This is a genomic window from Kumtagia ephedrae (assembly GCF_003012745.1).
Lineage (GTDB): Bacteria > Pseudomonadota > Alphaproteobacteria > Rhizobiales > Rhizobiaceae > Kumtagia > Kumtagia ephedrae.
Window position 1 is genome coordinate 53,744 of record NZ_PXYK01000018.1, and the last position, 25,052, is coordinate 78,795.

At 66.8% G+C, this 25,052-nt stretch carries 24 protein-coding genes and 1 pseudogene; 10 read left to right on the forward strand and 15 right to left on the reverse strand.

Annotated elements, in window-relative coordinates:
- Positions 1-24: 24 nt before the first annotated feature.
- Positions 25-975 (reverse strand): DMT family transporter, encoded by a 951-nt coding sequence (locus C7I84_RS18385; protein WP_207771032.1) that lies wholly within the window; start codon positions 973-975, stop codon positions 25-27.
- 33 nt (positions 976-1,008) lie between these two features.
- Here C7I84_RS18385 and C7I84_RS18390 point away from each other — a divergent pair, with 33 nt between their 5' ends.
- Entirely contained in the window at positions 1,009-1,878 is an 870-nt protein-coding gene (locus C7I84_RS18390) for a LysR family transcriptional regulator (protein ID WP_106773677.1), read from the forward strand.
- A gap of 123 nt (positions 1,879-2,001) precedes the next feature.
- Here the strand turns inward: C7I84_RS18390 and C7I84_RS29730 are convergent, their stop codons facing one another.
- Entirely contained in the window at positions 2,002-2,187 is a 186-nt protein-coding gene (locus C7I84_RS29730; protein WP_133170115.1) for a hypothetical protein, read from the reverse strand.
- Between the two features lie 195 nt (positions 2,188-2,382).
- Between C7I84_RS29730 and hmgA the strand changes: the two genes are divergently transcribed.
- The gene (gene hmgA, locus C7I84_RS18395) at positions 2,383-3,699 is read left to right on the forward strand and encodes a homogentisate 1,2-dioxygenase (protein WP_106773678.1); all 1,317 of its coding nucleotides are present in this window, start codon (positions 2,383-2,385) and stop codon (positions 3,697-3,699) included.
- Positions 3,700-3,719: 20 nt separating this feature from the next.
- Complete coding sequence (gene maiA, locus C7I84_RS18400) at positions 3,720-4,358, forward strand: maleylacetoacetate isomerase (protein WP_106773679.1); 639 nt, start codon at positions 3,720-3,722, stop codon at positions 4,356-4,358.
- Positions 4,359-4,398: 40 nt separating this feature from the next.
- On the opposite strand, the gene C7I84_RS18405 is transcribed toward maiA, so the two are convergent.
- From C7I84_RS18405 to tkt, 4 genes are all read right to left on the reverse strand, one after another.
- Positions 4,399-5,598: a phosphoglycerate kinase gene (locus tag C7I84_RS18405; protein ID WP_106773680.1), complete on the reverse strand. Its 1,200-nt coding sequence runs from the start codon at positions 5,596-5,598 to the stop codon at positions 4,399-4,401.
- 114 nt (positions 5,599-5,712) lie between these two features.
- Positions 5,713-7,563 (reverse strand): potassium/proton antiporter, encoded by a 1,851-nt coding sequence (locus C7I84_RS18410; protein WP_106773681.1) that lies wholly within the window; start codon positions 7,561-7,563, stop codon positions 5,713-5,715.
- A 149-nt stretch (positions 7,564-7,712) separates the two neighbouring features.
- Positions 7,713-8,723 (reverse strand): type I glyceraldehyde-3-phosphate dehydrogenase, encoded by a 1,011-nt coding sequence (gap, locus tag C7I84_RS18415; RefSeq protein WP_106773682.1) that lies wholly within the window; start codon positions 8,721-8,723, stop codon positions 7,713-7,715.
- A gap of 176 nt (positions 8,724-8,899) precedes the next feature.
- Positions 8,900-10,894: a transketolase gene (tkt, locus tag C7I84_RS18420; protein WP_106773683.1), complete on the reverse strand. Its 1,995-nt coding sequence runs from the start codon at positions 10,892-10,894 to the stop codon at positions 8,900-8,902.
- A gap of 258 nt (positions 10,895-11,152) precedes the next feature.
- Here tkt and C7I84_RS18425 point away from each other — a divergent pair, with 258 nt between their 5' ends.
- Both C7I84_RS18425 and C7I84_RS18430 read left to right on the forward strand, forming a co-directional pair.
- Positions 11,153-11,425, forward strand: a complete 273-nt coding sequence (locus tag C7I84_RS18425; RefSeq protein WP_106773684.1) for a DUF4164 domain-containing protein — start codon at positions 11,153-11,155, stop codon at positions 11,423-11,425.
- 6 nt (positions 11,426-11,431) lie between these two features.
- Positions 11,432-11,797, forward strand: coding sequence for a cell division protein ZapA (locus C7I84_RS18430; RefSeq protein ID WP_106773685.1), 366 nt, complete (start codon positions 11,432-11,434; stop codon positions 11,795-11,797).
- Positions 11,798-11,835: 38 nt separating this feature from the next.
- On the opposite strand, the gene phbB is transcribed toward C7I84_RS18430, so the two are convergent.
- A complete protein-coding gene (gene phbB, locus C7I84_RS18435; protein WP_106773686.1) occupies positions 11,836-12,558 on the reverse strand; it encodes a beta-ketoacyl-ACP reductase in 723 nt (240 codons plus the stop codon).
- Between the two features lie 122 nt (positions 12,559-12,680).
- On the reverse strand, positions 12,681-13,868 hold the full coding sequence (locus C7I84_RS18440) for an acetyl-CoA C-acetyltransferase (RefSeq protein ID WP_106773687.1): 1,188 nt from the start codon (positions 13,866-13,868) through the stop codon (positions 12,681-12,683).
- A gap of 265 nt (positions 13,869-14,133) precedes the next feature.
- On the opposite strand from C7I84_RS18440, the gene phaR reads away from it, so the two are divergent.
- Positions 14,134-14,727, forward strand: coding sequence for a polyhydroxyalkanoate synthesis repressor PhaR (phaR, locus tag C7I84_RS18445; RefSeq protein WP_106773688.1), 594 nt, complete (start codon positions 14,134-14,136; stop codon positions 14,725-14,727).
- 297 nt (positions 14,728-15,024) lie between these two features.
- On the forward strand, positions 15,025-15,834 hold the full coding sequence (locus tag C7I84_RS18450) for an MBL fold metallo-hydrolase (protein WP_207771033.1): 810 nt from the start codon (positions 15,025-15,027) through the stop codon (positions 15,832-15,834).
- Between the two features lie 3 nt (positions 15,835-15,837).
- Here C7I84_RS18450 and C7I84_RS18455 read toward each other — a convergent pair whose 3' ends face one another.
- Together C7I84_RS18455 and C7I84_RS18460 are read right to left on the reverse strand one after the other, a co-directional pair.
- Positions 15,838-16,818, reverse strand: a complete 981-nt coding sequence (locus C7I84_RS18455; protein ID WP_106773689.1) for a glycerophosphodiester phosphodiesterase family protein — start codon at positions 16,816-16,818, stop codon at positions 15,838-15,840.
- Between the two features lie 80 nt (positions 16,819-16,898).
- The gene (locus C7I84_RS18460) at positions 16,899-17,237 is read right to left on the reverse strand and encodes an ArsR/SmtB family transcription factor (protein WP_106773690.1); all 339 of its coding nucleotides are present in this window, start codon (positions 17,235-17,237) and stop codon (positions 16,899-16,901) included.
- A gap of 50 nt (positions 17,238-17,287) precedes the next feature.
- Here C7I84_RS18460 and C7I84_RS18465 point away from each other — a divergent pair, with 50 nt between their 5' ends.
- From C7I84_RS18465 to C7I84_RS18475, 3 genes are all read left to right on the forward strand, one after another.
- Positions 17,288-17,770, forward strand: a complete 483-nt coding sequence (locus tag C7I84_RS18465; protein WP_106773691.1) for an SRPBCC domain-containing protein — start codon at positions 17,288-17,290, stop codon at positions 17,768-17,770.
- Between the two features lie 23 nt (positions 17,771-17,793).
- A complete protein-coding gene (locus C7I84_RS18470; RefSeq protein WP_106773692.1) occupies positions 17,794-18,156 on the forward strand; it encodes a VOC family protein in 363 nt (120 codons plus the stop codon).
- A gap of 83 nt (positions 18,157-18,239) precedes the next feature.
- Positions 18,240-18,707 (forward strand): SRPBCC family protein, encoded by a 468-nt coding sequence (locus tag C7I84_RS18475; protein WP_106773693.1) that lies wholly within the window; start codon positions 18,240-18,242, stop codon positions 18,705-18,707.
- A 90-nt stretch (positions 18,708-18,797) separates the two neighbouring features.
- Here C7I84_RS18475 and C7I84_RS18480 read toward each other — a convergent pair whose 3' ends face one another.
- From C7I84_RS18480 to C7I84_RS18500, 5 genes and pseudogenes are all read right to left on the reverse strand, one after another.
- Positions 18,798-19,829 carry a peptidoglycan -binding protein gene (locus tag C7I84_RS18480; protein ID WP_106773694.1) on the reverse strand — a complete coding sequence of 344 codons (1,032 nt, stop codon included), beginning with the start codon at positions 19,827-19,829 and terminating at the stop codon, positions 18,798-18,800.
- Between the two features lies 1 nt (position 19,830).
- Complete coding sequence (locus C7I84_RS18485) at positions 19,831-20,850, reverse strand: MotA/TolQ/ExbB proton channel family protein (protein ID WP_106773695.1); 1,020 nt, start codon at positions 20,848-20,850, stop codon at positions 19,831-19,833.
- Between the two features lie 149 nt (positions 20,851-20,999).
- The gene (locus C7I84_RS18490; RefSeq protein ID WP_106773696.1) at positions 21,000-22,415 is read right to left on the reverse strand and encodes an FAD/NAD(P)-binding protein; all 1,416 of its coding nucleotides are present in this window, start codon (positions 22,413-22,415) and stop codon (positions 21,000-21,002) included.
- Positions 22,415-23,587 carry an FMNH2-dependent alkanesulfonate monooxygenase gene (gene ssuD, locus C7I84_RS18495; RefSeq protein WP_106773697.1) on the reverse strand — a complete coding sequence of 391 codons (1,173 nt, stop codon included), beginning with the start codon at positions 23,585-23,587 and terminating at the stop codon, positions 22,415-22,417. The genes C7I84_RS18490 and ssuD overlap by 1 nt, the downstream gene beginning before the upstream one ends.
- A gap of 210 nt (positions 23,588-23,797) precedes the next feature.
- Positions 23,798-25,031 (reverse strand): annotated as a pseudogene (locus C7I84_RS18500) (acyl-CoA dehydrogenase family protein).
- Positions 25,032-25,052: the final 21 nt, after the last annotated feature.

Below are 25,052 nucleotides of genomic sequence, written 5' to 3' on the forward strand. Positions count from 1 at the left end.
GTGCCGGCGTGCCGCTGGTTTCGGCTAGTCACCCGCGGTTTTGATTCTGGTGAGGATCGTGCCGCCGACGACGATGATGAGCGAGCCGGCAACGGCCCCCTGCGTCATTTGCTCATCGAAAAACAGGAAGCCGATCAACCCCGCGAAGATCAGCCAAGTGTAATCGACCGGCCCAACGATGGACAGCGGCGCGAGGCGATAGCCTTGGACGATGCAGTATTGCGCGGTGACGGCGATTGGACCAAGCCCGATAAAACCTAGGACCGTCTCCGTCGAAACGGGCACCCACAGCACCACTGCAGGCAACGCCATCAGCAGGGCGCCGAATCCGTTGACGTAGAGCAGGACCGTCATCGGGCGATCGGCTTGCGCCAGCGTCCTGATCATCAATCCTTCAAAGGCCAGCAGCACCGCACCGACAACGGCAACGCCTGCGGTCAGCAGGTAGGCTGGTTGGAACTGGGTAAAGGCTCCTCGCGACGCCATGACGATCGCGGCCCCGGTACAGCAGGCCGCGATGGCTATGCAATGCCATCGCGTGACGCGCTCTCCGAGCATCAATATGCCGAGCGGAATGACGAAGACGACATAGAGCAGCCCGATTGCGGTCGCGTCGACGATCGGCATATTGGCCGATGCATAGATCAGCGCTCCTCCGCCTGACGCACCGAACACGGCACGCATGAAATGCGAGAACGGCCTCATGCTGCGATAGGCACGCAATGGACTCCGGCTGCGCGCAACCACCAGCAACAGGGTCCCGAAACCGCCGAGATAGCGGAGGAACAGTATTTGAAGCGGTGATACTCCGGCCTCGGCGAATTTTCCGGACGCATAGATCAAAGAAAATAATTCGGTTCCAATGGTCACCCAACCGATCGCTTCGGCATTGCCCGTAAGGGTAGTTGTGCGCAACGTGTTTTCCTGAAAGAGTTTTCTAGAGCGCCTTGTGCTGGAATCGAAGGGTATCTTCAAATGCTGAATCTTCAGGTAGCATGAGATTTATGCATGCAGAAAACCCGATTGTCGCTGAACGCCGTGCACCTCTTCACGATCGTTGCCCGCACCGGGAGCCTGACCGTCGCCGGGGAAGAAATAGGCGTCACATCGAGCGCCATCAGCCATCGGATCAAGAAGCTTGAGGATCAGTTGGGCGTCTCCTTTTTCACGAGGAGCAACAATTCGATCGCCCTTACCGACGCGGGAAAGCGGTTCTTTGAGGAGGTAGCCCCGGCGGTCGCCCTGATCGAAAGATCGGCCGACGCCTTGCGCCGCGACGAGAACGAAGTCGGCGTGCACGCTTCGACATCACTGGCCGTCCGCTGGTTGATCCCTTCTCTCGATCGGTTTCGGGCTGCCTATCCAAATGCACGGGTGCGGATTGAAACAGGACTCGCGGCGGGATCTCAAATCGGCCCGACCGCCGATATCGCGATCCGCTACTTTCGCGCGGGGGAACAGACCGGCGACTGGGACATTCTCGCTCCGGACGTCAGCAGGGTCGTTGTGGCGCCGGGCCTTTTGAAGACGACAGAAGGCGCCGCCATACTGCCCAAGGTACCGGCCATCCAATGTACGCGTGACAACTGGGACTGGCGGCTATGGTGCGCGAACACGGGCGTTCCGTTCGAATGCATGACCTTCACCCACGAGTTCGATACTGACGACGCCGCGCTTCATGCCTGTGTCGCAGGGCTCGGAATGATGCTTGGCCCACCGCTGCTGACCCGGCGGCAGATCACCGCCGGTGCCTTGGTCGAATTGTCGACCTTTTCGCCTGTCGAACTCGGCAGTTACCGTTTCGTCCGCCGTTCGGACAGGCGAGCGGTTCGACAGTTCTGCCGGTGGATTTGCCAGGAGGCACAGAAGGTCGCGTAGAGGGCCTGAGCGCAACACCATACGTCGTGAATCGGATGTCGTCGCGGCGCGCTGGAGAAGGCCAACCGGCGCCGCTGCCGATCCCGGTCACTCGAGGCCAGTTGTTCGGCTGGCGACCCAAAGTCAGGCGGTGTCGCCCTTGATGCCGAACTCGGCGGCGGAAACCTCCTTGCCGCCGGCTTCCTCCACGGTGACGGTCCGGCCCAGCCTGCGCTGCTCGACGAACTGGTCGGCCACCTGCGCGGCGGTCTCGCAGGCGATGCGGTGCTTGGTTCCGTTAGGCTCCTTGGCGATCACGACCCAACTCACGTCAGACTCCTCCCCTGTGTGTTCCGAAAGCATGCGGAACGGCGGACGGTACGGACCCTTGCGTCGCAAGCCGCCGGATTTCAGACGAGAGACTACTCGCCGCGGGTCGCGATGCAAGGGCCGCCGTTGATGGTTACAAACGGATGGTTACACTTGCAACGAAATCGCCGCTGAGCAATGCCAGGGAGGAAGACGATGACCCGTTCCTACATGCCGGGCTTCGGCAACGACTTCGAGACAGAGACCTTGCCCGGATCGCTGCCGCAGGGCCGCAACTCGCCGCAGCGGCCGGCCTACGGCCTCTATGCCGAGCAGCTCTCCGGCTCGCCTTTCACCGCGCCGCGCGGCACCAACGAGCGCTCCTGGCTCTACCGCATCCGGCCGAGCGTCAAGCATCATCGGCGCTTCCGGGCCATCGAGATGCCGTTCTGGAAGACGGCGCCGCATTCCGGCGACCATGCGCTGGCGCTCGGCCAGTACCGCTGGGACCCGTTGCCGATGCCGGTCGAGCCGACCGACTTCGTCGCCGGCATGCGCACCATGACGACCGCCGGCGACGCGCTAGGCCAGGCCGGCATGGCCGCCCATGTCTATGCCGCCAACGTGTCGATGACGGACGACCATTTCTTCAACGCCGACGGCGAGATGCTGGTCGTGCCGCAGGAGGGTCGTGTGCGCTTCGTCACGGAGATGGGCGTCATCGAGCTCGCGCCCGGCGAGATCGCCGTGCTGCCGCGCGGGCTGACCTTCAAGGTCGAGCTGATCGACACGCCGGCCCGCGGCTATGTCTGCGAGAACTACGGGGCGAAGTTCACGCTGCCCGACCGCGGGCCGATCGGCGCCAACTGCCTCGCCAACCCGCGCGACTTCAAGACGCCGGTCGCCTGGTTCGAGGAAAAGGAGAGCCCCTGCCGGCTGATCGTCAAATGGTGCGGCGCCTTCCACGCCACCGAGCTCGACCATTCGCCGCTCGACGTCGTCGCCTGGCACGGCAATTACGCGCCCTACAAATACGACCTCGCCACCTATTCGCCGGTCGGCGCCATCCTGTTCGACCATCCCGACCCGTCGATCTTCACCGTGCTGACCGCACCTTCTGGCGAGGAGGGCACGGCCAACATCGACTTCGTCATCTTCCCGCCGCGCTGGCTGGTGGCGGAGGACACGTTCCGGCCGCCCTGGTACCACCGCAACGTCATGAGCGAGTTCATGGGCCTGATCCGCGGCCAGTACGACGCCAAGGAGAAGGGTTTCGTCCCCGGCGGCGTCAGCCTGCACAACATGATGCTGGCGCACGGCCCGGACGCCTTCGGCTTCGACAAGGCGTCGCGCGCCGAGCTCAAGCCGGTCAAGCTCGACCACACCATGGCGTTCATGTTCGAGACGCGCTTCCCGCAGATGCCGACGCGCTTCGCCGCCGAGAGCGAGGCGCTGCAGGACGACTACATCGACTGCTGGACGGCGCTGAAGAAGCGCTTCAACGGCACGATGGAAGGCGATTGGAGCGATTGAGCGAAGCGGGAGGAAAGCCCATGGCCGAGGCCGTTCTCTACGACTACTGGCGCTCGTCGGCGAGCTATCGGGTGCGCATCGCCCTGAACCTGCTGGGGGTCGCCTATGCGACCGTGCCGGTGAACCTGCTTGCCGGCGAGCAACGGGCGCCGGACCATCTCGGGCGCAACCCGCAGGGGCTGGTGCCGGTGCTCGACATCGACGGGCTGCGGCTCACCCAGTCGCTCGCCATCGTCGAATATCTTCACGAGACACGGCCCGGCGGCGGCCTGCTGCCTGCCGATCCGGTCGGACGCGCCCGCGTGCGGGCTCTCGCCCATGCGATCGCCATGGACATCCACCCGGTCTGCAACACCAGGGTCGTCGGGCGCCTGATGACGCTGGCCGAGGACGGCGAGGCGGCCCGCGCCGGCTGGATGCACGGTGTCATCGCCGAAGGGCTTGCCGCCTTCGAGGCGATGCTCGGCCATCCGGCGACCGGCCGCTTCTGCCATGGCGACCGGCCGACGATCGCCGACCTCTGCCTAGTGCCGCAGCTCTACAACGCGCGCCGCTGGCAGGTCGATCTTTCGGCCATGCCGCGCCTCCTGGCGGTCGAGGCGGTCTGCGACGGCATCGATGCGTTCAGGCTGGCGGCGCCGGTGGCGCCGCCCTCATAGGTCAGATTGGCCTGCCGCAAACGCACAAGGGGGCGCGGCGTCACCCCTTCTTCAGCACCTCGACGCCGGGCAGCGGCTTGCCTTCCATCCACTCCAGGAAGGCGCCGCCGGCGGTCGAGACATAGGTGAAGTCGTCGGCGACCCCGGCATGGTTGAGCGCCGCCACGGTGTCGCCGCCGCCGGCGACCGAGACCAGCTTGCCGGCTCTGGTTTCCGCGGCGGCGGCCTTGGCGGCCGCGACGGTGGCCTTGTCGAAGGGTTCGATCTCGAAGGCGCCGAGCGGCCCGTTCCAGACCAAAGTGGCGGCACGGTCGATCCACTCCTCAACCTTCTCGACCGTCTTCGGGCCGACGTCGAGGATCATGCCGGTGGCGGGGATCGATTCCACCGCGACCACCTCGCTGGCGGCGCCCGCCTTGAACTCCCGCGCCACCACGCCGTCGGACGGCAGGATGATGGCGCAGCCGGCGGTCGCCGCCTCGATCATGATCTGCTTGGCGGTGTCGGCGAGGTCGTGCTCGGCGAGCGACTTGCCGACGGCGGTGCCGCGCGCGGCCAGGAAGGTGTTGGCCATGCCGCCGCCGATCACCAGCGCGTCCACCTTCTTCACCAGGTTCATCAGGAGATCGATCTTGGTCGACACCTTGGCACCGCCGACGATCGCCACCACCGGCCGCTTCGGGTTGCCGAGCCCGGCCTCAAGCGCGTCGAGTTCGGCCTGCATGGTGCGGCCCGCATAGGCCGGCAGCAGATGGGCCAGCCCCTCGGTCGAGGCATGCGCCCGGTGGGCGGCGGAAAACGCGTCGTTGACGTAGAGGTCGCCGTTTTTCGCCAGCGCCTCGGCGAAGGCCCTGTCGTTCTTCTCCTCGCCCTTGTGGAAGCGGGTGTTCTCGAGCAGCAAAATGTCGCCGTCCTTCATCGCCGACACCGCCGAAGCGGCCTTCTCGCCGATGCAGTCGGCGGCGAAGCCGACCGGGCGGCCGATCACCGCGGCGGTGGCGCGGGCGATCGGCTCCAGCGAGAATTCCGGGGTCGGCCCGTCCTTCGGCCGGCCGAAATGCGCGAGCAGGATCACCTTGGCGCCCTTGCCGGCGAGTTCGGTGATGGTCGGCGCCACGCGCTCGATGCGGGTCGCGTCGGTGACCTTGCCGTCGGCGACCGGCACGTTCAGGTCGACGCGCACCAGCACGCGCTTGCCCTTCACGTCGGCGATATCGTCGAGGGTCTTGAAGGCGGTCATGGGCAGCGTCTCCAGAGGATGGTGAGGATGGTCCTTGCTTAGTGCTTTACCGTGCCGGGCCGGCGATGCAAGCGGCGGCGTGATCGTCGCGGCGCCGACATTGCCGGACCGCCGCTACCCCGCGGCGGTATCTTCCGGCTCCTTGCGCGATGCCGACCGTTTCTCCAGCCGACGCCGCAGCAAGTCGCGCAGCCGGTCGCGAATCTCGGCGGCACCGAGGAAGGCGGGGATGGCCGGCTGCGGCGGTGCCGGCTCCAGCGCCACGCCGACGCTGACGATGCGCCCCTTCTCGTCGACGTCGCGCACGATCAGCTCGATCGGGCCGAGACTGACGCGGTCGGCATATTCGGCATGGCCGCCGAGCCTGGCGTCCATCAGCGCGCCGATCGGCAGCGCCCGCTCGCCCTCGCCGAGCCTGGCTTCGTAGGCGGCTTCGAGGTCGGAGGCCGGGCGCGCCGGATCGACGGCGAAAGCGCCGAAAAAGTCCTCGTCCTCGGGGTCGACTTCGGTGCGGCTGGCGAACAGCCGGTCGAGCAGGCGCGGGTAGCGGTCCGGCACGAAGATGTAGACATGGTCGCCGGCCATCAGCCGGCCGGCATCCTGGAACTTGATCGAGCGTCCTTCGCGCACGACCAGCGACGGCCGGGCCCAGCGCGGGATGCGCTGGCCGCGCAGCACCGGGCTGCCGGCCACCACCGTATAGGCGAGCAGCTCGTGATGGGCCGAGCCCGGGAGCTCCAGCTCGACCTTTTGCAGCGGCCCCAGACGCGCCGGCACGATGAGGCCGAGGAAACGCGCCAGCGGCCCGACCGTCCAGCCCTGTATGACGAGCGATACCAGCACCACGATGAAGGCGACGTTGAAGATCATCCGGCCATGCTCGAGGCCGCCGAGGATCGGCGTGATGGCGAGCAGGATCGAGACGGCGCCGCGCAGCCCGACCCAGGAGATGAAGGCCGTCTCCTGGCGCGGCAGGCTGTAGGGAATGAGGCAGAGCCAGACCGCGATCGGCCGCGCCACGAAGATCAGGATCAAGCCGAGCGCGATCGCCGCCGGCAGGATGGGCACGAACTGCGACGGCGTCGCGAACAGGCCGAGCACCAGGAACATGATGATCTGCGCCAGCCATGACACGCCGTCCTGGAAGCGGCGCAGCACCGAGACTGCGCGGATGTCGGAATTGCCGGCGACCAGGCCGGCGAGATAGACGGCGAGGAAACCCGAGCCTCCGATGGCGCCGGCCGCCGCGAAGACCATCAGCGACAGGGTCAGGACGAAGATGGGCAGGAGACCGCTGTCTAGGTTCAGGCGGTCTACCAGCCGCACGATGCCGAAGCCGCCGAGCAGGCCGACCACGGCGCCGAGCACCATGTGGCTGACGAAGCCGAGCGCCAGGTCGAGCAGGATCAGCTCGGCGTCCGGATCGGCGCCGAGGGCGATCACCTCGACCAGGGTGATCGTCAGGAAGATGGCGATCGGGTCGTTGGTGCCGGACTCGACCTCCAGCGTGGCGCGCACGCGGTCGCGCAGGTTGATGTTGCCGGCGCGCAGCAGGAAGAACACCGCGGCGGCGTCGGTGGAAGCGACCGCGGCGCCCAGCAGGAAGGATTCCAGCCAGGTCAGGCTGGTGAGATAGACGGCCGCGACGCCGAACAGCAGCGTCGTCAGCCCGACGCCGAGCGTTGCAAGCGTCAATGCCGGGCCGGCAGCCTGGCGGAATATCTTGATCGGCGTGCCGAAGCCGGAATCGAACAGGATCACGGCAAGCGCCAGCGAGCCGGCGAAATAGGCGAGCTGTGCATTGTCGAACTGGATGCCCAGTCCGTCCTCGCCGGTGGCGAGCCCGATCGCCAGGAACAGCAGCAGCAGCGGGGCGCCGAAGCGGAAGGCGATCAGGCTCGAAAACGCCGCGGCCACCACCAGGGCCGTCCCGACCAGCGTCGCGAGATAGATTGCCTGATCCATGCAGCCTCGTTCCCAAACCGCACTCCGTCGTTCCATTGAGAGTGCGGCGAAGACAAGGCGCAAGGCAAGCAAATCGCGTTTGCCGGCGCGCAAAAGCAGAACGCCCGGCCGAAGCCGGGCGTCGAGAATTGAGCAGAAAGTGCCGGGGCTTAGCCGATCGTCTTGGCGAAGGCCGCGGTGACGTCGGCCATGCGGTTGGAGAAGCCCCACTCGTTGTCGTACCAGCCGAGGATGTTGACGAAGTTGCCGTCCATCACCTTGGTCTGGTCGAGCAGGATGGTCGCCGAATGCGGGTCGTGGTTGAGGTCGGACGACACCAGCGGATGGTTGGTGTAGGTCATCACGCCCTTGAGCCTGCCGTCGGAGGCGGCGATCAGCGCGTCGTTGACCTCCTGCACCGTCGTCGCGCGCTTGGCGATGAATTTCAGGTCGACCAGCGATACGTTCGGGGTCGGCACGCGGATCGAGATGCCGTCCAGCTTGCCCTTGAGCTCCGGCAGGACCAGGCCGATGGCCTTGGCAGCACCCGTCGAGGTCGGGATCTGCGACAGCGCCGCGGCGCGGGCGCGGTAGAGATCCTTGTGCATGGTGTCGAGCGTCGGCTGGTCGCCGGTATAGGAATGGATGGTGGTCATCATTCCCTTCTCGAGGCCGACCAGCTCGTGCACGACCTGCGCCATCGGCGCCAGGCAGTTGGTGGTGCAGGAGCCGTTCGAGATCACGACGTGATCCTTGCTCAGCTGGTCGTGATTGATGCCGTAGACGATCGTGATGTCGGCGCCGTCGGCGGGCGCCGAGACGATGACGCGCTTGGCGCCGGCGGTGAGGTGGGCGGAGGCCTTCTCCTTGGAGGTGAAGATGCCGGTGCATTCGAGCGCGATGTCGATGCCGAGCTCCTTCCAGGGAAGCTGCGACGGATCCTTGATGGCGGTGACCCTGAACTTGTCGGAGCCGATGTTGATGGTGTCGCCGTCGACCTTCACGTCGTGCGGGAAGCGGCCGTGCACGCTGTCGTAGCGCAGCAGGTGAGCGTTGGTCTCGACCGGACCGAGGTCATTGACGGCGACGACGTGGATGTCCTTGCGGCCGGACTCGTAGATGGCGCGCACGATGTTGCGGCCGATGCGGCCAAATCCGTTGATGGCGACTCTGACGGGCATGAGATCCTCCTGGGAGCAAGGGAGAGCGGAAAACGCGTCCGCCGCTTCATAGCGGCGGATGCGGCAAGAATCCAGCGGGCAAACGCATCAGTTTAAATCGATTAGCTGCCGCTACTACCTGGCGGCTCCGGCTGCGTTCGAGCAGGGAAAGCCGCGTCAAACCGCCGGCGGCGCGCTCAGCCCTTGGTGCTCAGCCTGGCCTCGACGGCCTTGACCGTAGCCTCGGCTGTGATGCCGAAATGCGGATAGAGCTGCTCGATCGAGCCGGACGCACCGAAGCCGTGCATGCCGATGAAGATGCCGTCCAGGCCGATGAAGCGGTCCCAGCTGAGCCGGATGCCGGCCTCGATCGCCACCTTGACCGGCGCGGTGCCGATCAATGCCGCCTGGTAGGCCGCGCTCTGCCCTTCGAACAGCTCGAAGCACGGCACCGAGACGACGCGGGTCGGATGACCACGCTTCTGCAGCTCGGCACGCGCGCCAAGCGCGATCTCCACCTCCGAGCCGGTGGCGAAGATCGTCACCTCGGCTTCGCCGTCGGCGGTGGCGAGTTCGTAAGCGCCGAGGCGGCACAGGTTCTCGTCGGCGAAGTCGGTGCGCACGGCCGGCAGGTTCTGGCGGGTCAGCGCCAGCGTCGACGGGGCCTTGGTGCTCTCCAGCGCGATCTGCCAGCACTCTGCCGCCTCGGTCGCGTCGGCCGGGCGGAAGACGAGATGGTTGGGGATCGCCCTGAGTGCCGCCAGATGCTCCACCGGCTGGTGGGTGGGCCCGTCCTCGCCGAGCCCGATCGAGTCGTGCGTCATCACGAAGATCGAGCGAATACCCATCAGCGACGCCAGCCGCATCGACGGGCGCGCATAGTCGGAGAAGCACAGGAAGGTGCCGCCATAGGGAATGACGCCGCCATGCAGCGCCATGCCGCTCATGGCGGCGGCCATGCCGTGCTCGCGGATGCCGTAGTGGACATAACGGTTGCCGTACTTGCCGGCGGAGATGGCGTTGGTCTGCGTGGTCTTGGTGTTGTTGGAGCCGGTGAGGTCGGCCGAGCCGCCGATGGTTTCCGGCACGACGCCGTTGATCACCTCCAGCGCCATCTCGCTCGACTTGCGGGTGGCGACCTTCGGCTTGTCGGCGGCGAGCTTCCTCTTGTACTCGAGGATGGCGTCGTCGAAGCCGACCGGCAGGTCGCCGCGCATGCGCCGCTCGAATTCCGCGCGGGTCTCGGCGCCGGTCTCGGCCAGCCGCTTCTCCCATTCCGGGCGCTTCTTCGCCGAATTGAGCCCGGCGAGCCGCCATGCGTCGAGGATGTCGGAAGGCACCTCGAACGGCGCCGCCGTCCAGCCGAGTGCCTTACGGGTGGCGGCGATCTCGTCCTTGCCGAGCGGCGAGCCGTGCGCGGCCTTGGTGCCGGCCTTGGTCGGCGCGCCGAAGCCGATGGTCGTCTTGCAGGCGATCAGGGTCGGGCGGTCGGATTTCTGCGCGAGCTCGATGCAGCGGGCGATCTCGTCGGCGTCATGGCCGTCGCAGGCGAGCGTGTTCCAGCCGCTGGCGGCGAAGCGGGCGGCCTGGTCGGTGGAGTCGGCCAGCGACACCGCGCCGTCGATGGAGATGTTGTTGTCGTCCCAGAAGACGATCAGCTTGTTGAGCTTCAGGTGCCCGGCCAGCGTCAGCGCCTCTTGGCTGATGCCCTCCATCAGGCAGCCGTCGCCGGCGATAACATAGGTATAGTGGTCGACCAGGCTGTCGCCGAACTGGGCGTTGAGGATGCGCTCCGCCAGCGCCATGCCTACCGAATTGCCGAGGCCCTGGCCGAGCGGGCCGGTCGTCGTCTCGATGCCGGCGGCGTGGCCGTATTCCGGATGGCCGGCGGTCTTCGAGCCGAGTTGGCGGAAGTTCTTGATCTCATCGATGGTGATGTCTTCGTAGCCGGTCAGATAGAGCAGCGAGTAGAGCAGCATGGAGCCGTGGCCGGCCGACAGCACGAAGCGGTCGCGGTCGGCCCAGTGTGGCTTCTTCGGATCGTATTTGAGGAAACGCGTGAACAGCACGGTGGCGATGTCGGCGCAACCCATCGGCAGGCCGGGATGTCCGGAGTTCGCCTTCTCGACGGCGTCCATCGACAGGAAACGGATCGCATTGGCCATCCGGTCGTGCTTTTCGCGGTTGCTCATGGCGTGCTCGCTCGTGACGTGGGGGAGGAAGGCGCTGCCCCGGAAGAGGCAGCGGGACACATAGCAGGCGCCGGCTCCGAGTCAACAAAAGCATGGCCGGAACGCCGCCGCGAACGGCTTTTCGGACCCTCGGGGCGATTGCGGGGGAAAGGCCGGACGGCTTTGTTGACGGCCTGTTCGCACAGGGCCTAATCTTTCCCGAATAAATGGTTCTAATCCGTCGGTGATTCGGGAGTTGGCGGAGTTTAGACGGGTGCCATGACCGGGGAAACGACGCTGAGGGAAGTCATCATCCGCCTCGGCAAGGCGATGGACACGCTCGAACATGCCGCCGCATCGCGGCTGGAGCACGAGCAGGATTATTCGGAAGCCGAAGCGGAAGTGCAGCGCATGAACGCCGATCGCAGCCGGCTGGCGCAGGAGCTCGACATTTCGGAGGCCCGCGCCGAACGGCTGGAGGAGGCCAACAAGGAGGTGTCGCGGCGCCTCGTCACGGCGATGGAGACGATCCGCGCGGTGCTCGACAGATAGGTTGGGATGGCTCAGGTTACGGTCACGATCGACGGCAAGACCTATCGCATGGCCTGTGACGAGGGCCAGGAGGAACACCTTCTCGACCTTGCCCAGCGCTTCGACCGTTACGTCTCCCATCTGAAGGATTCGTTCGGCGAGATCGGCGACCAGCGCCTCACCGTCATGTCCGGCATCATGGTCATGGACGAGCTGACTGAGCTGCAGAAGCGCGTGAAGGGCATGGAGAGCGAGATACTCACCTTGCGCAAGACCCGCGACGACGCGCTGATGAAGGCCGACAAGAACGACGCGGCGCTCACCGGCGCGCTAGCCGGACTGGCCCAGCGCATGGAAGTGCTGGCGGAGAAGCTGGCCGCCCGGAAGGAGTAGCGGTCGCTCCGGGGCTGCCCGGAGAGCGACCCGGCACGCTACACGATATACTGCCCGCCATTGGCCGTCAGCGTCGAGCCGGTGATGAAGCCGGCCTCGTCGGAGGCGAGGAAGACGACGCAGCGGGCGATCTCGTCCGGCTCGCCGAGGCGGCCGACCGGAATCTGCGCGACGATCGATTCCCGCACCTTCTCCGGCACCGCCATCACCATGTCGGTGCCGATATAGCCGGGGCAGATGACGTTGACGGTGATGCCGGCGCGGGCGCCCTCCTGCGCGAGCGCCTTGGTGAAGCCGATGTCGCCTGCCTTGGACGCCGAATAGTTGGCCTGGCCCATCTGGCCCTTCTGGCCGTTGATCGAGGAGATGGTGATGATGCGGCCGAATTTGCGGTCGCGCATGCCGCTCCACAGCGGGTGCGTCATGTTGAAGGCGCCGTTGAGGTTGGTGTCGATGACGTCGCGCCACTGCTGCAGCGTCATCCTGTGGAACATGGCGTCGCGGGTGATGCCGGCATTGTTGACCAGCACGTCGACCGGCCCGAGATCGGCCTCCACCTGGCCGATGCCGGCGACGCAGGCGTCGTAATCGGCGACCGACCATTTATACGTCTTGATGCCGGTCTCGGCGGTGAACTTTTGCGCCGCCTCGTCATTGCCGGCGTAGTTGGCGGCGACCTGATAGCCGGCGTTCTTGAGGGCGACCGAGATGGCTGCCCCAATGCCGCGCGAACCGCCAGTGACCAGTGCTGTACGTGCCATGCTTCTTCTCCTCCCTTTGGTCGGAGGAGCGAAGAGCGGGTAGCGAACAGCGAATAGGGATTTGTCCCGCTCGCGTCGCTCGTCCTCCCCTATTCGCTACTCCCTATTGGCTATTCGCCTTTTTAGTTCACCGCCTCGACGCACATCGCCACGCCCATGCCGCCGCCGATGCACAGCGTCGCAAGCCCCTTCCTGGCGCCGCGGCGGCGCATCTCGTAGACCAGCGTGTTGAAGACGCGCGCGCCGGACGCGCCGATCGGGTGGCCGATGGCGATCGCCCCGCCGTTGACGTTGACGATGTCGGGGTTCCAGCCCATGCCCTTGTTGACGGCGCAAGCCTGCGCGGCGAACGCCTCGTTGGCCTCGACCAGGTCGAGGTCGTCGACCTTCCAGCCCGCCTTCTCCAGCGCCCGCTGCGAGGCGGGGATCGGCCCGGTACCCATCACGGCCGGATCGACGCCGGCGGTCGCCCAGGAGACGATGCGCACCAGCGGGGTGATGCCGCGACGGACGGCCTCGGCCTCGCTCATCAGCAGCGCCCCGGCGGCGCCGTCGTTGATGCCGGACGCGTTGCCGGCGGTCACCGTGCCCTCCTTGTCGAAGGCCGGGCGCAGCTTCTGCATGGCGTCCAGCGTCGCGCCGTGGCGGATGTATTCGTCGGCGTCGACGATGGTGTCGCCCTTGCGGCCCGGCACCGTCACGGCGACGATCTCGTCCTTGAACTTTCCGGCCTTCTGCGCCGCCTCGGCCTTGTTCTGCGAGGCCAGCGCGAACTGGTCCTGCACGTCGCGGGTGATCTGGAACTGCTTTGCGACGTTCTCGGCGGTGACGCCCATGTGGTAGCCGTTGAAGGCGTCCCACAGCCCGTCCTTGATCATCGTGTCGATCATCTTGTAGTCGCCCATCTTCACGCCGGCGCGCAGGTGTTGCGCATGCGTGGACAGCGACATCGACTCCTGCCCGCCGGCCACCACGATCCTGGCGTCGCCGGCCGCGATCTGCTGCATGCCGAGAGCGATGGCGCGCAGCCCGGAACCGCACACCTGGTTCAGCCCCCAGGCTGTCGTCTCCTTCGGCAGGCCGGCATTGATCGAGGCCTGCCGGGCCGGGTTCTGGCCCTGCGCGGCGGTCAGCACCTGGCCGAGGATCACCTCGTCGACCTCCGCCGCCTCGACGCCGGCGCGCGTCAGCAACTCGCGGATCACCACCGCGCCAAGCTCATGCGCGGGCGTCGCCGCGAACGAGCCGTTGAACGATCCGACAGGGGTGCGCGCCGCGCTGGCGACGACGATGGCGTTGGCTGCAGACATTTGTTTCTCCGTCGGGTTTTTATCGGGTTTTCACCAGTTCTGGCCCGCCCCGGACGGGGAGTCAAACCGGAAAATGGCGGCTCGCCCGAGCCTCCGCCGCATGCTGCACCCATGCTGCGCAGCAATTTTCTGCCGCACCGCCACGCAATGAATCCCGCACCGCACAAACCGCTTGGAATTACGACGGCTTTGCGCATATCCTGACCGGACGCCAAATCGTTACCGGCCGCTTACGCTGCGGCGGTGCTTCCCGGGGAGGATGCTGATGGCCGCGAAGGACGACCCTGTCGTCATCAAGAAGTATGCGAACCGGCGCCTCTACAATACGGGCACCAGCACCTATGTGACGCTGGAAGACCTGGCCGGCATGGTCAAGCGCAACGAGGACTTCACGGTCCAGGACGCCAAGACCGGCGAGGACATCACCCACCCGGTGCTGACCCAGATCATCTTCGAGCTGGAGAACAAGGACGGGCAGAACATGCTGCCCATCCCGTTCCTGCGCCAGCTCATCGCCTTCTATGGCGACCAGATGCAGATGATCGTGCCGAGCTTCCTGGAGCAGTCGATGAGCGCCTTCGCCAAGGAGCAGGAACGTTTTCGCGAGCAGCTCAAGTCGAGCCTCGGCAAGACGCCGATGGACATGATGAAGATGGCGCCGATGAAGGCGCTGGAGGAGCAGACGCGCCGCAACATGGAGCTGTTCCAGAACGCCATGAAGATGTTCACGGCCTTGCCCGGCGGGATCCCGGCCGCGACGCCGGAGCCGCCGAAGAAGGAGCAGGGAAAGGCGGACGACCTTTCGGAACTCAAGGAGCAGATCGCCGCCATGCAGCGCAAGATCGACTCGCTGAGCTGAGCGGCTGATTTTCCACGCCTCCGGTTATGAATCGAGACTGGTTCGTCCGGTTGACGCTTGAGCCGAGCTAAAAGAATATTGCTCTGTTTCGGCGGGAAAGCGGTGCCACTCCAAAGGTGATGCAAGCAGAAATCCTGCTCCGCCGGCACGAATGTCGCCGCCCCACGTCGGCGCCGGGTCGGTAGCGCGCTCGCGAAGGTTTGATCGCTTCCGCCAGGAAACCGGCAGCGCGAGCGATGGCCAAGGGCGGGGGATTGCCCGCATAGTGCGGCGCAGCGTCCTTCGAGGCCGCCCGCCATGCCCGTTCGCCTGTTTGCCGCGCTCTGCCTGCTCCTGTTCATGGCTCCCGCCGCCTCGGCGCAGGAGGACGGGCCGGTGCCGAGCAAATGCATGGCGATCGCGCAGGCCCTGCCAAAAGTCACCTATGCCAGCTTCACGCCGGCCCAGGCCGCCGGCGAGGGCGAGGTCGCCATCACCTATGCCGGTCACTCGACCTATCTGATCGACACGCCGGCCGGCGTGCGCATCGCCACCGATTTCAGCGGCGTCTATGGCGGCAGCCCGCCGCCGCGCGTCGCCACCATGAACAAGGCGCACCGCACCCACTATACCGACGATCCGGACCCGGCGATCGAGCACGTATTGCGCGGCTGGAACCCGGCCGGCGGGCCGGCGCGCCACGCCGAGGTGGTCGACGACGTTTACATCCGCAACGTCACCACCGACATCCGCAACTGGGGCGGCGAGCTCGAGCGCGACGGCAATTCCATCTTCATCTTCGAGGTCGCCGACCTCTGCATCGGCCATCTCGGCCATCTGCATACGCGGCTCAGCGACGCCCAATACGGCGCGATCGGCCGACTCGATGTCGTGATGGTGCCGATCGACGGCGGCATAACCCAGTCGCTCACCGGCATGAGCGAGATCACCACGCGGCTGCAATCGTCGATCGTGCTGCCGATGCACCGCCACTCGACGCCGATGGCGGAATTCCTCGGCATCATGGGCGACGCCTTCGCCGTCGATTTTCGCAACAGCCGCTCGCTCACGGTGTCGCTGCGCAGCCTGCCCGACCGGCCGACCATCGTGATCCTGGACGGCGTGTAACCGTCACCCGCCGGATCTGGCCTTTATCGCCGGCGTGACGATATCGAGCGCGTCGGTGGAGATGCCGCCGGAATAGCCGGCGGGTAGCGTTTCGATTGCGGTCGGCGCGTCCAGGCCCTGGGAAAAGCCGCCGGAATAGGGGCCGAGCAGGAAGACCCGGGTATCGGCCGCGTCCATGCGGTCGAGGAAGCGGTTCGGCCAGCCCCACAGCCAGGGCGCGACGTTGACCGGGATAAGCAGCGTCGTGCCGCGGCAGGCTTCCGGCACCGTGCCGCTCCAGCCGAGCGCGGCATAGCGCAGGACGCAGGCTTTCAACGATCGCCGGCTGAAGACGCGCATGTCTGGCAGAGCCTGCTTCACCGCATCGACCGGCTCGTCGCCACCATAGACGGTCAATCGTGCACGGCTCTCCGGCGAAAGCGTTCCGAGGAAAGCGGCCAGCTTCCCGCCCTCCGCCGGATCGTTGCTCTTCACGTTGACGTGGAAGCGGCGGTCCGGAAAACGCTCCAGCACCTCGGAGAGCGAGGGCATCATGCCGACCCCCTTGCCGCGGAAGGGGAACGTGGCGCCGCCGTCGGCGGTATAGCCGTAGCCGATGTCCAGCGTCTTCAGCGTCGCCATGTCGTGATCGCGGGTGGGCCCGGTTCCCTCCGTCCGGCAGTCCAGCGTCCAGTCGTGGAAGACGGCGAACTGCCCGTCCGTGGTTGGATGGACATCGAGCTCCAATACGTCGGCGCCGAGCGCGAACGCCGCTTCCATGGAAGGGATGGTGTTCTCCAGGAAGGCGTGGCGCGGGGGCAGCATCCTTGCCGCAGTGCAGGTCTCGGCGTCGAGACCGGCGCGATCGTAGTCCTGGGCCAGGCCGCGATGCGCGAGCACCATCGGCTTTCCCGGTGGCCGGCCGGACAGCAGCGACGTATTGCCCAGCCACAGCGCGCCGGCGGCGGCGCAGAGGGTCAGGGCGGCGATGGTCCAGCGCTTCATTGCGGAATCGGTCTCCTCTCGGCGCAATGGCTGGAGCGGCAAAACCCGGCGATTTGACGGCAACCGGACGTTGAAGCCGTTCACGTCCCGGACGGCGGTCCTTCCATGTCGCCCTTCAGCCGGTCGAGGATCGACAGCGCGTGCCCGGCATAGCCGCTGATCCAGCGGTCGTGGATGCGCTTGATCGGCAGCGCGTCGAGATGGTTCCAGCGCTCGCGGCCGTCGCGCCGGACGACGATCAGGCCCGCCTCCTCCAGCACGTTCAGGTGCTGCATCACGGTGCAGCGGTCGAGCTCCGGCAGCGCCTCGCACAGCATGCCCGTCGTCTGCGGCGCCTCTTTCAGCCGGTCGAGCAGGCCGCGTCGCGTGGCATTGGCCAAAGCCTTGAAAATGCTGTCGTCCTTGACGTCGCTTGACATGTTATAAATATATAACATATTATGCCGTCAGACAAGAAGGAGCTGTGGATATGTCACTCGGATTCAAGATATCCGGCCGCATCGCCAAGCCCGTCGACGAGGTGTTCGACGCCGTCGTCAACCCCAGGAAGCTCAGCGGCTATTTCACCACGATCGGCGGCACCAGCGCGCCGCTGGTGGAAGGCACCACCGTCACCTGGTGGGGCGACATCCCGGTCGAGGTCGACGAGATCATGCCGGAGGAGCGCATCGTGCTGCGCTGGGACGCCGGCGTACCGGCCGGCGCACCGTCGTACAAGACGCGCATCGAGATGAAGTTCGATGCGCTCGACGACCGGTCCACCATGGTCACCATTGCCGAATCCGGCTGGGTCGAGGATGAGAACGGGCGCAGCAAGTCATACCTCAACTGCGAGGGCTGGACGCAGATGCTGTGCTGCATGAAGGCCTATCTCGAATACGGCATCAATTTGCGCGAGGGCTACTACCGCTCGGAGATGCGGGGCGAGCCGGCGCGCGAACACAACATCTGAGCATCGGCCGTCAGGAGGACATCATGACCGCGACGATCACCGGCGGCATCAACATCGCCATGAAGGTGCCCAGCCATCAATACGAGGCGACCATCCGCTTCTACCGCGACGTGGTCGGCCTGAAGCCGTTCATCGACAAGGCGCCCGCTATCGGTTTCGAGCTGGGGCCGAACCGGCTGTGGATCGACGAGGACCCGACCATGAGCCAGGCCGAGCTGTGGCTGGAGCTGTTCACCGACGATCACAAGGGCGCCCTCGACCATTTCGAGGCGGCGGGTGTCGTGCGCTGCGACGCGGTCGAGCCGCTCGGCGAAGGGTTCCGCGGCGGCTGGATCATGAATCCGGCCAACATCGTCCACATGGTGCGCCAACCCGACGCCTGGTGAGGCGCTCCTTGGGAGTCCGGCCAGGAGAACCACCGGACCGGCCCCTGCACCGGGGCCGCCGACACCACCGGATGGAGGAAGAGATGAAATCGGAAAACACGCCAGTCGCGGTCGCCGAGATGCTGATCCGCAGGCCCGTCGAAACGGTCTTCGCAGCCTTCGTCGATCCGGCGATCACGACGAAATTCTGGTTCACCTACGGCAGCGCCCGGCTCGACAGCGGCGGGCCGGTCCGCTGGGACTGGGCGATGTACGGCGTTTCGGCGGACGTGCTCGTCGACGAGCTGGTTGCGAACGAGAAGATCCTGATGCGATGGGGCGATCCGGCGACCACGGCCGAATGGCGGTTCGACCCGCGGCCCGACGGCACAGCCTTCGTAAGCGTCCGCAACTGGGGCTTTGCCGGGGACGCCGAAAGCCGGGCCGGGCAGGCGATCGGCTCCACCGAAGGGTTCACGCTGGTGCTCGCCGGGGCCAAGGCCTGGCTGGAGCACGGGCTGGCGCTGGAACTGATCAGGGATCGTTATCCCGACGGACTGCCGAAAGAGTGATCTATCTATCGTCTGGTTGCCGCCGAAAGCCCCTCTCCGCGGATCAGCAGCATGATCCGGGCCGAGATGCCAAAGACGACGATCGCGCCTCTACCGCTCCGTCAGCTTGAGCTCGATGCGGCGGTTGCGGTTGCGCGCCTCGTCGCTGTCGCCTTCCTCGAGCGGCTGGTATTCGCCGAAGCCGGCGGCGACGAGGCGGTTGGCCGGCACGCCGTCGGCGATCAGGAACTTCACCACCGAGGTGGCACGCGCCGACGACAGCTCCCAGTTGTCGCGGTAGCGGCCGGTGCCGGACAGCGGCCGGTTGTCGGTGTGGCCGTCGACGCGCAGCACCCAGTTGATCTCCGGCGGGATCTCCTTCTGCAGCTCGATCAGCGCCTGGGCCAGCTTGGCCATCTCGGCGCGGCCGGCCTCGTTGATCACGTCGGAGCCGACCGGGAACAGCACTTCCGACTGGAAGACGAAGCGGTCGCCGACGATGCGGATGTTTTCCCGGTCCGAAAGAATCTCGCGCAGGCGGCCGAAGAAGTCCGAGCGGTAACGGTTAAGCTCCTGCACGCGCTGGGCGAGCGCGACGTTCAGCCGCCGGCCGAGATCGGCGATCTTGGTGTTGGATTCGCGGTCGCGCTGCTCGGAGACGTCGAGCGCCGATTCGAGCGCGCCGATCTGCTTGCGCAGGGCGGCGATCTGCTGATTGAGCAATTCCACCTGCGAAAGCGCCTGCTGGCTGATCTGGCGCTGCTGATCCAGCTCGCCGGACAGCGTGCCGATGCGTGCGTCGGCGGCGGCACCCGCGCCGGCGCCGCGGTCGAGCAGCTGCTGCAGGCGCGATCGCTCGGATTCGGCGACGTCCAGCGAGGCGCGCAGGTTGAGCAGCTGGTCCTCGGCGTCCTGGGCGTTCGACTGCTCCAGAGCCAGCAGTTGCGTGAGCTCGTTGATCTGCGAGTTGAGGCGGCTGAGCACCTCGTCCTTGCCGGAGATCTCGCGGCTGAGCAGGAACTGCGCCAGCACGAACACCGACAGCAGGAACATGATGGCGAGCAGCAGCGTCGACAGCGCGTCGACGAAGCCCGGCCAGTAGTCGATGCGGCGGTCGCCGCGGCGGCCCCGCGCCAGCGCCATGTCAGTTCAACTCCCGGTTCTTCAGCGCCTCGGCGATCTTGTCGAGCGTGGCGCGCAGCGCCTTCTGCTCCTGCGACTGCGCCTCCACCCAGTCGCGCATGATCTGCTGCTCGCTGCGCATGTTCTTGACCAGGCCGGAAATGCCGTCGGCGAGGTTGGCCATGGCGGTGGCGACGCGCGGATTGGCGCCGCCGTTCTCCTGCAGCGCGCGCAGCCGCTCGCCGAGCGCCTTGAGCTCGTCGGCCGTGCCGGCGCGCGCCGGGTCGGGCACGCCGGCGATGTCGGAGGAGAGGTCGGTCACCGAGGACAGCCAGTTCTCCAGCTCGGTGTAGAAGCGCGTCTGCGCGCGGCCCGCCTGCAGGTCGAGGAAGCCGAGGATGAGCGAGCCGGAGAGACCGAACAGCGAGGAGGAGAAGGCCGTGCCCATGCCTGACAGCGGCGCCGACAGGCCGGACTTGAGGGCGTCGAGCACGGCGGCGGCATCGCCCGTGCCCGGATCGAGCGACTGGATGGTGTCGCTGATCGAGCCGATCGTCTCGAGCAGGCCCCAGAAGGTGCCGAGCAGGCCGAGGAAGACGAGCAGGCCGACCAGGTAGCGCGACACGTCGCGGCTCTCGTCGAGACGGTTGGCGATCGAGTCCAGCATGGTTCGCATCGAGCTCGTCGACAGCGCCATCGAGGACGAGCGGCCGAGCAGCGCCTTCATCGGCGCCAGTAGCACCGGCTCGCTGGTCTCGGAGCCAGCGCGGAAGGAATTGACCCACTGGATCTCGCGGAAAAGCCGGACGACCTGGCCGAAGGCGAGCAGGATGCCGACGAGAAGAACGCCGGCGATGAGGCCATTGAGACCGGGATTGGAGGCGAAGGCGGAACCGATCTGCCGGGCCAGGATCGCCGCGATGAAGGCGACGATTGCCAGAAAGATCACCATGGACAGCAGGGCCATCCGGGGGCTGGACAGCTTGTAGGGGTCGTATCCTTCCGCCGCCTCGCCAGTCCGGAAATTCTTCAAGAACGTCATTCCGTGCCCGATTCCTGCCCGCTTCCTGTCGCGCGGGACTCTAAACGGAAATGTGACGAAAATGGAAGGCACGCGGGGCAAGGAATGCCGGGGAGGGCCGTCTTTCTGCTGGCAGCGGGCCGCCGGGTTCGGCCGCCGGTCGGCAATCGCTATCCGGCGCGCCGAACGGAGGCGGCCGCCATCCGCGCGACCTCGGCGGCAACGCGCTCGGCGTGCCGGGTCACCTGCGGCAGGCCCATGAGTTCTCCGACGGTCGCGCGTGCCAGCGGACCCGCGACGAACAGGTTGGGGAGCTCTCGGCCGTGCCTGTCGATGGCGCGGGCTGACCCGGATACGTCCAGGCCGAGCCGCAATGCATCGACGCGGACATTGCCTCGCGCCGCCAGGCTCGCAATCGCGGGATTGCTGTCGGTGACCGTGCCGTGGTCCGGCCCGGTGGTCACGGCGATGCAGTCGAAGCGTTGGTGCTCCGCCGATGGCGCGCCGCGCAGGCGATAGCCGATCTCGAAGCCCATGCCGTGCCGTTCGGCGGACAGCAGCCGGCCCGCCGCCACGGTGAGCGTGCCGTCGGCGATACGGCGATCGGCCACGGCGACGACCTGTGGCGCGGCGCGGTAGCGGTGCACGTCCCAGAAGACGCGCAGATGGCGCACCAGCCGCGCCCTCTCGGCCTGGGCGAGTGCCGACCAGATCGCCGGCGCCTGCTCGCGCAACGCGTCGAAGACGGCGTGCCAGGTGATGCCCTCGCCGGCGGCCGCCGCCACCTCGCGGCGGATCCTGCGCAGCAATGCGAGTGCGGTGCGCGCCGGCAGGCTGGAAAAGTCGCCGCGTGGCTCCGCCGGCGTCACGGCGTGGCCGCGCGAGCGCAGGCCGCGGCGCGAAAGCGCCAGGATGCGGCCGCGATGGCCCGCCGAATCGAGCGACGCAATGGCGTCGGCGGCCGTCAGCCCGTTGCCGATCAGCAATACACGGTCGTCCGGAGCGATCGATCCGAGGCCGCAACTGCCATGGATATCGGCGACGAAGCCCGGCAGTCCGGCCAGTTGCCGCAGAGGCCGGGGAACTGCGGGGGCCGGATGGCTTGTCGCCAACACGAGGATATCGGCGGAGATGTCCGCCCCATGTGCGAGGGTCAGTTGGAAGCGCCCCGGCCGCTCGTCGATCGACACCACCTCGTCCCGGACATGGGCGATGGCGCCGCTCGCCAGCAACGGGTCGAGCTGTTCGGCGACATAGCGGCCGAAGACATGGCGGCGCGGGTAGGCAAGGCCTTCGCCCGTGATTGCCTCCGGATCGTCCGCAAGTGCGTGGGTCGCTGCGAGCCAGTCCGCGAAATGCGACGGTGCGTCGGAAAAGAGGCTCATCCGGCCGGCCGGCACGTTGATCCTGTGCACCGGGTCGTGCGTCGAATAGGCCAGCCCGCCGCCAAGCCGGCCGCGCGGCTCGACGACCAGGACGCGCGGCGCACCGACGGCAAACGCTCTTGCGAGGTGAAATGCGACGGCGGCTCCGGTATAGCCGCCGCCGACGATGACGACGGTCGGGACCTGCTCTGCAGGAGCCATCAGCTTGCGCCGACCCTCTTCGCCGGCCGGTGGTCTCCCGCGATGGTCTCGCCGAACGGCCCGGTGTTCACCGAATTGCCGCGTTGCGGGATCGGATGATCGAGCGGCAGGTTCGGCAGGACGAGTTCGCCGAAGCGATAGGCCTCTTCCAGATGCGGGTAGCCCGACAGGATGAAGGTGTCGATGCCGATCCGGCGATATTCGTCGATCCGCTCGGCAACCGTATCCGGATCGCCGACCAGCGCCGTGCCGGCGCCGCCGCGCACCAGGCCGACGCCGGCCCAGAGATTCGGCGAGACTTCGAGCTTGTCGCGGCGCCCGCCATGCAGGCGGCTCATGCGTGCCTGGCCGACGGAATCCATGCGGGCGAACACCGCCTGGGCGGAGGCGATCGTCGCATCGTCGAGGCGGCTGATCAATTCATCAGCGGCTGCCCAGGCGGCCTCATTGGTCTCGCGCACGATCACGTGCAGGCGGATGCCGAAGGAGACATTGCGTCCCTTCTTCTGCGCCAGCTCCCGCACCGTTTCGAGCTTGCGCGCCACGTCGGCCGGCGGCTCGCCCCAGGTCAGGTACTTGTCGATCTGCTCGGCCGCGACGTCGTTGGCCTCCGGGGAGGAGCCGCCGAAATAGAGGGGTGGGTGTGGCGTCTGGTGCGGCGCAAAGAGCAGCCTGCCGTCCTCGATGCGGAAGTGCTTGCCGGTATGCTCCACGGTCTCGCCGCGCAGCACCGCCTTGTAGATGTCGAGGAACTCGCGCGTCACTTCGTATCGCTCGGCATGGCTGAGGAAGATGCCGTCGCCCTTGTTCTCCTGCGGATCGCCGCCGGTGACGACGTTGATCAGCAGCCGGCCCTCGGAGATGCGGTCGAGCGTCGCGGTCATGCGCGCCGCGAGCGTTGGCGACTGCAGGCCGGGGCGCACCGCCACGAGGAAGCGCAGGCGCTTCGTCAGGGGAGCCAGCGCGGACGCGATCACCCAGCTGTCCTCGCAACTGCGGCCCGTCGGCAGCAAGGCGCCGTAATAGCCAAGCGAGTCCGCCGCCTGGGCGATCTGGGTGAGGTATGGCAGGTCTACGGCCCGGCCGCCTTCGGACGTCCCGAGATAGCGGCTGTCGCCATGGGTGGGCAGGAACCACAGGACTTTGATACGTTCTGGAAAGTCTGTACTCACAGGAGTCTCCGCATCCGCGCCGGGCGCCTATTCCGGCGCACACTAACCGTCGTCCGGGGACTTCCAGAAGGCAAAAAATATTAATTCCATAAATCAGGTAGAAAATGACGACTTTTCTCCGGCGTCGGGGCCGGAGAGTGGAGTCAAGGCGATGCCGGCGCAGCCGGGACGATGCCGGCTCGTCCCGGCTGCGCGGCGCTGTTTTCCAGCTCAGCCCGCCTTGGCGAGACCGATGCGCCATTGATAGGGCGGCGGTGTGCCGTTGACGGCGTAGTCGCCGACGATGCGGTCCTTGTAGATGCGCGGATTGTGCGACGACAGCGTGCGCGCGTTGCGCCAGTGGCGGTCGAGCGCCAGCGGCTTGCGCGTCGCCGACGCGCCGAGCGTGTCGAAGGCGATGGTGGCGGATTCCAGGATCAGATCGGTGACGATGTTCAGCGCCTGCGAGGTCTCCAGCTCCGCGAGCGCGTTGGCACGCTCCTCCGCCTCCGCGTCCCCGGCGAAATGCGCCTGGAAGGCGCGCTCGATGGCACGCCCGACCTGCAGCACGATTGCGCCGGCGGCGTAGGCGTTGCTGCGGATGCGGCCGACGACCTGCAGCACCTGCGGGTCCTGACTGGAGCGCGAGCCAGCGCCGTTCGTATAGGTGCGTGTCCGCTTCGCCACCTGCGCCGCCGTCTCGGTGGTGATCGCCCGACCGATGCCGGCCAGCGTCGCCAGATGGACGGCCTGGTAGAAGGCCGCGCCGTAACGGAACTTGTCGTCGTCGACCACGACATCGCCGGGATCGACCACGGCGCCGCTGAAGGTGGTCGTGCCGCTCGCCGTGAGGACCTGGCCGAAGCCGTCCCAGTCGTCGATCACGTTGACGGCCGGGTCGTCGCGGCGCACCTGCACGGCGATGCCCTTGCCGTCCAGCCCGGTTGCGCCGACATCGATCCAGTCGGCGAACAGCGAGCCGGTGGTGTAGTACTTCGTGCCCTCCAGCAGCAGCCTGCCGTCCTTCTCGTGGATGCGGGTGGAGAAGGCCTCCTGACTGGCATTGCCGATTTCGGTCCAGGCATTGCCGGCGATCTCGCCGCGCGCGATCCGTTCGGTCCAGCGCCTGCGGTCCGGCCCCTCGGTCTTGCTGACGACGTCCTCGACGAAGCCGAAATGGCCGCGCAGCGCCTGGGTGATGTTTTGAATCGGCTTCCGACAGCTCGACAAGGATGTTGAGAAGCTCGGGAATGGTGGCGCCGAAGCCGCCTTCGACCTGCGGCACGCGGAGCGCCCCGAGGCCCGCCTGCTTCAGCCTGCCGATTTCTTCCACCGGCAGGCCGCGACGAAGCTCGCGGTCGATCGCTCCCGCGGCGATCTCGGCGAACAGCGGACGGAACCGGTCCGCGAGGCTTTCGTAGCGCGCGCTCGGTCCTTCGCCCCAGGCGAGGTCGATCTGAGACATGGTGTCCTCTTCCTATGAATG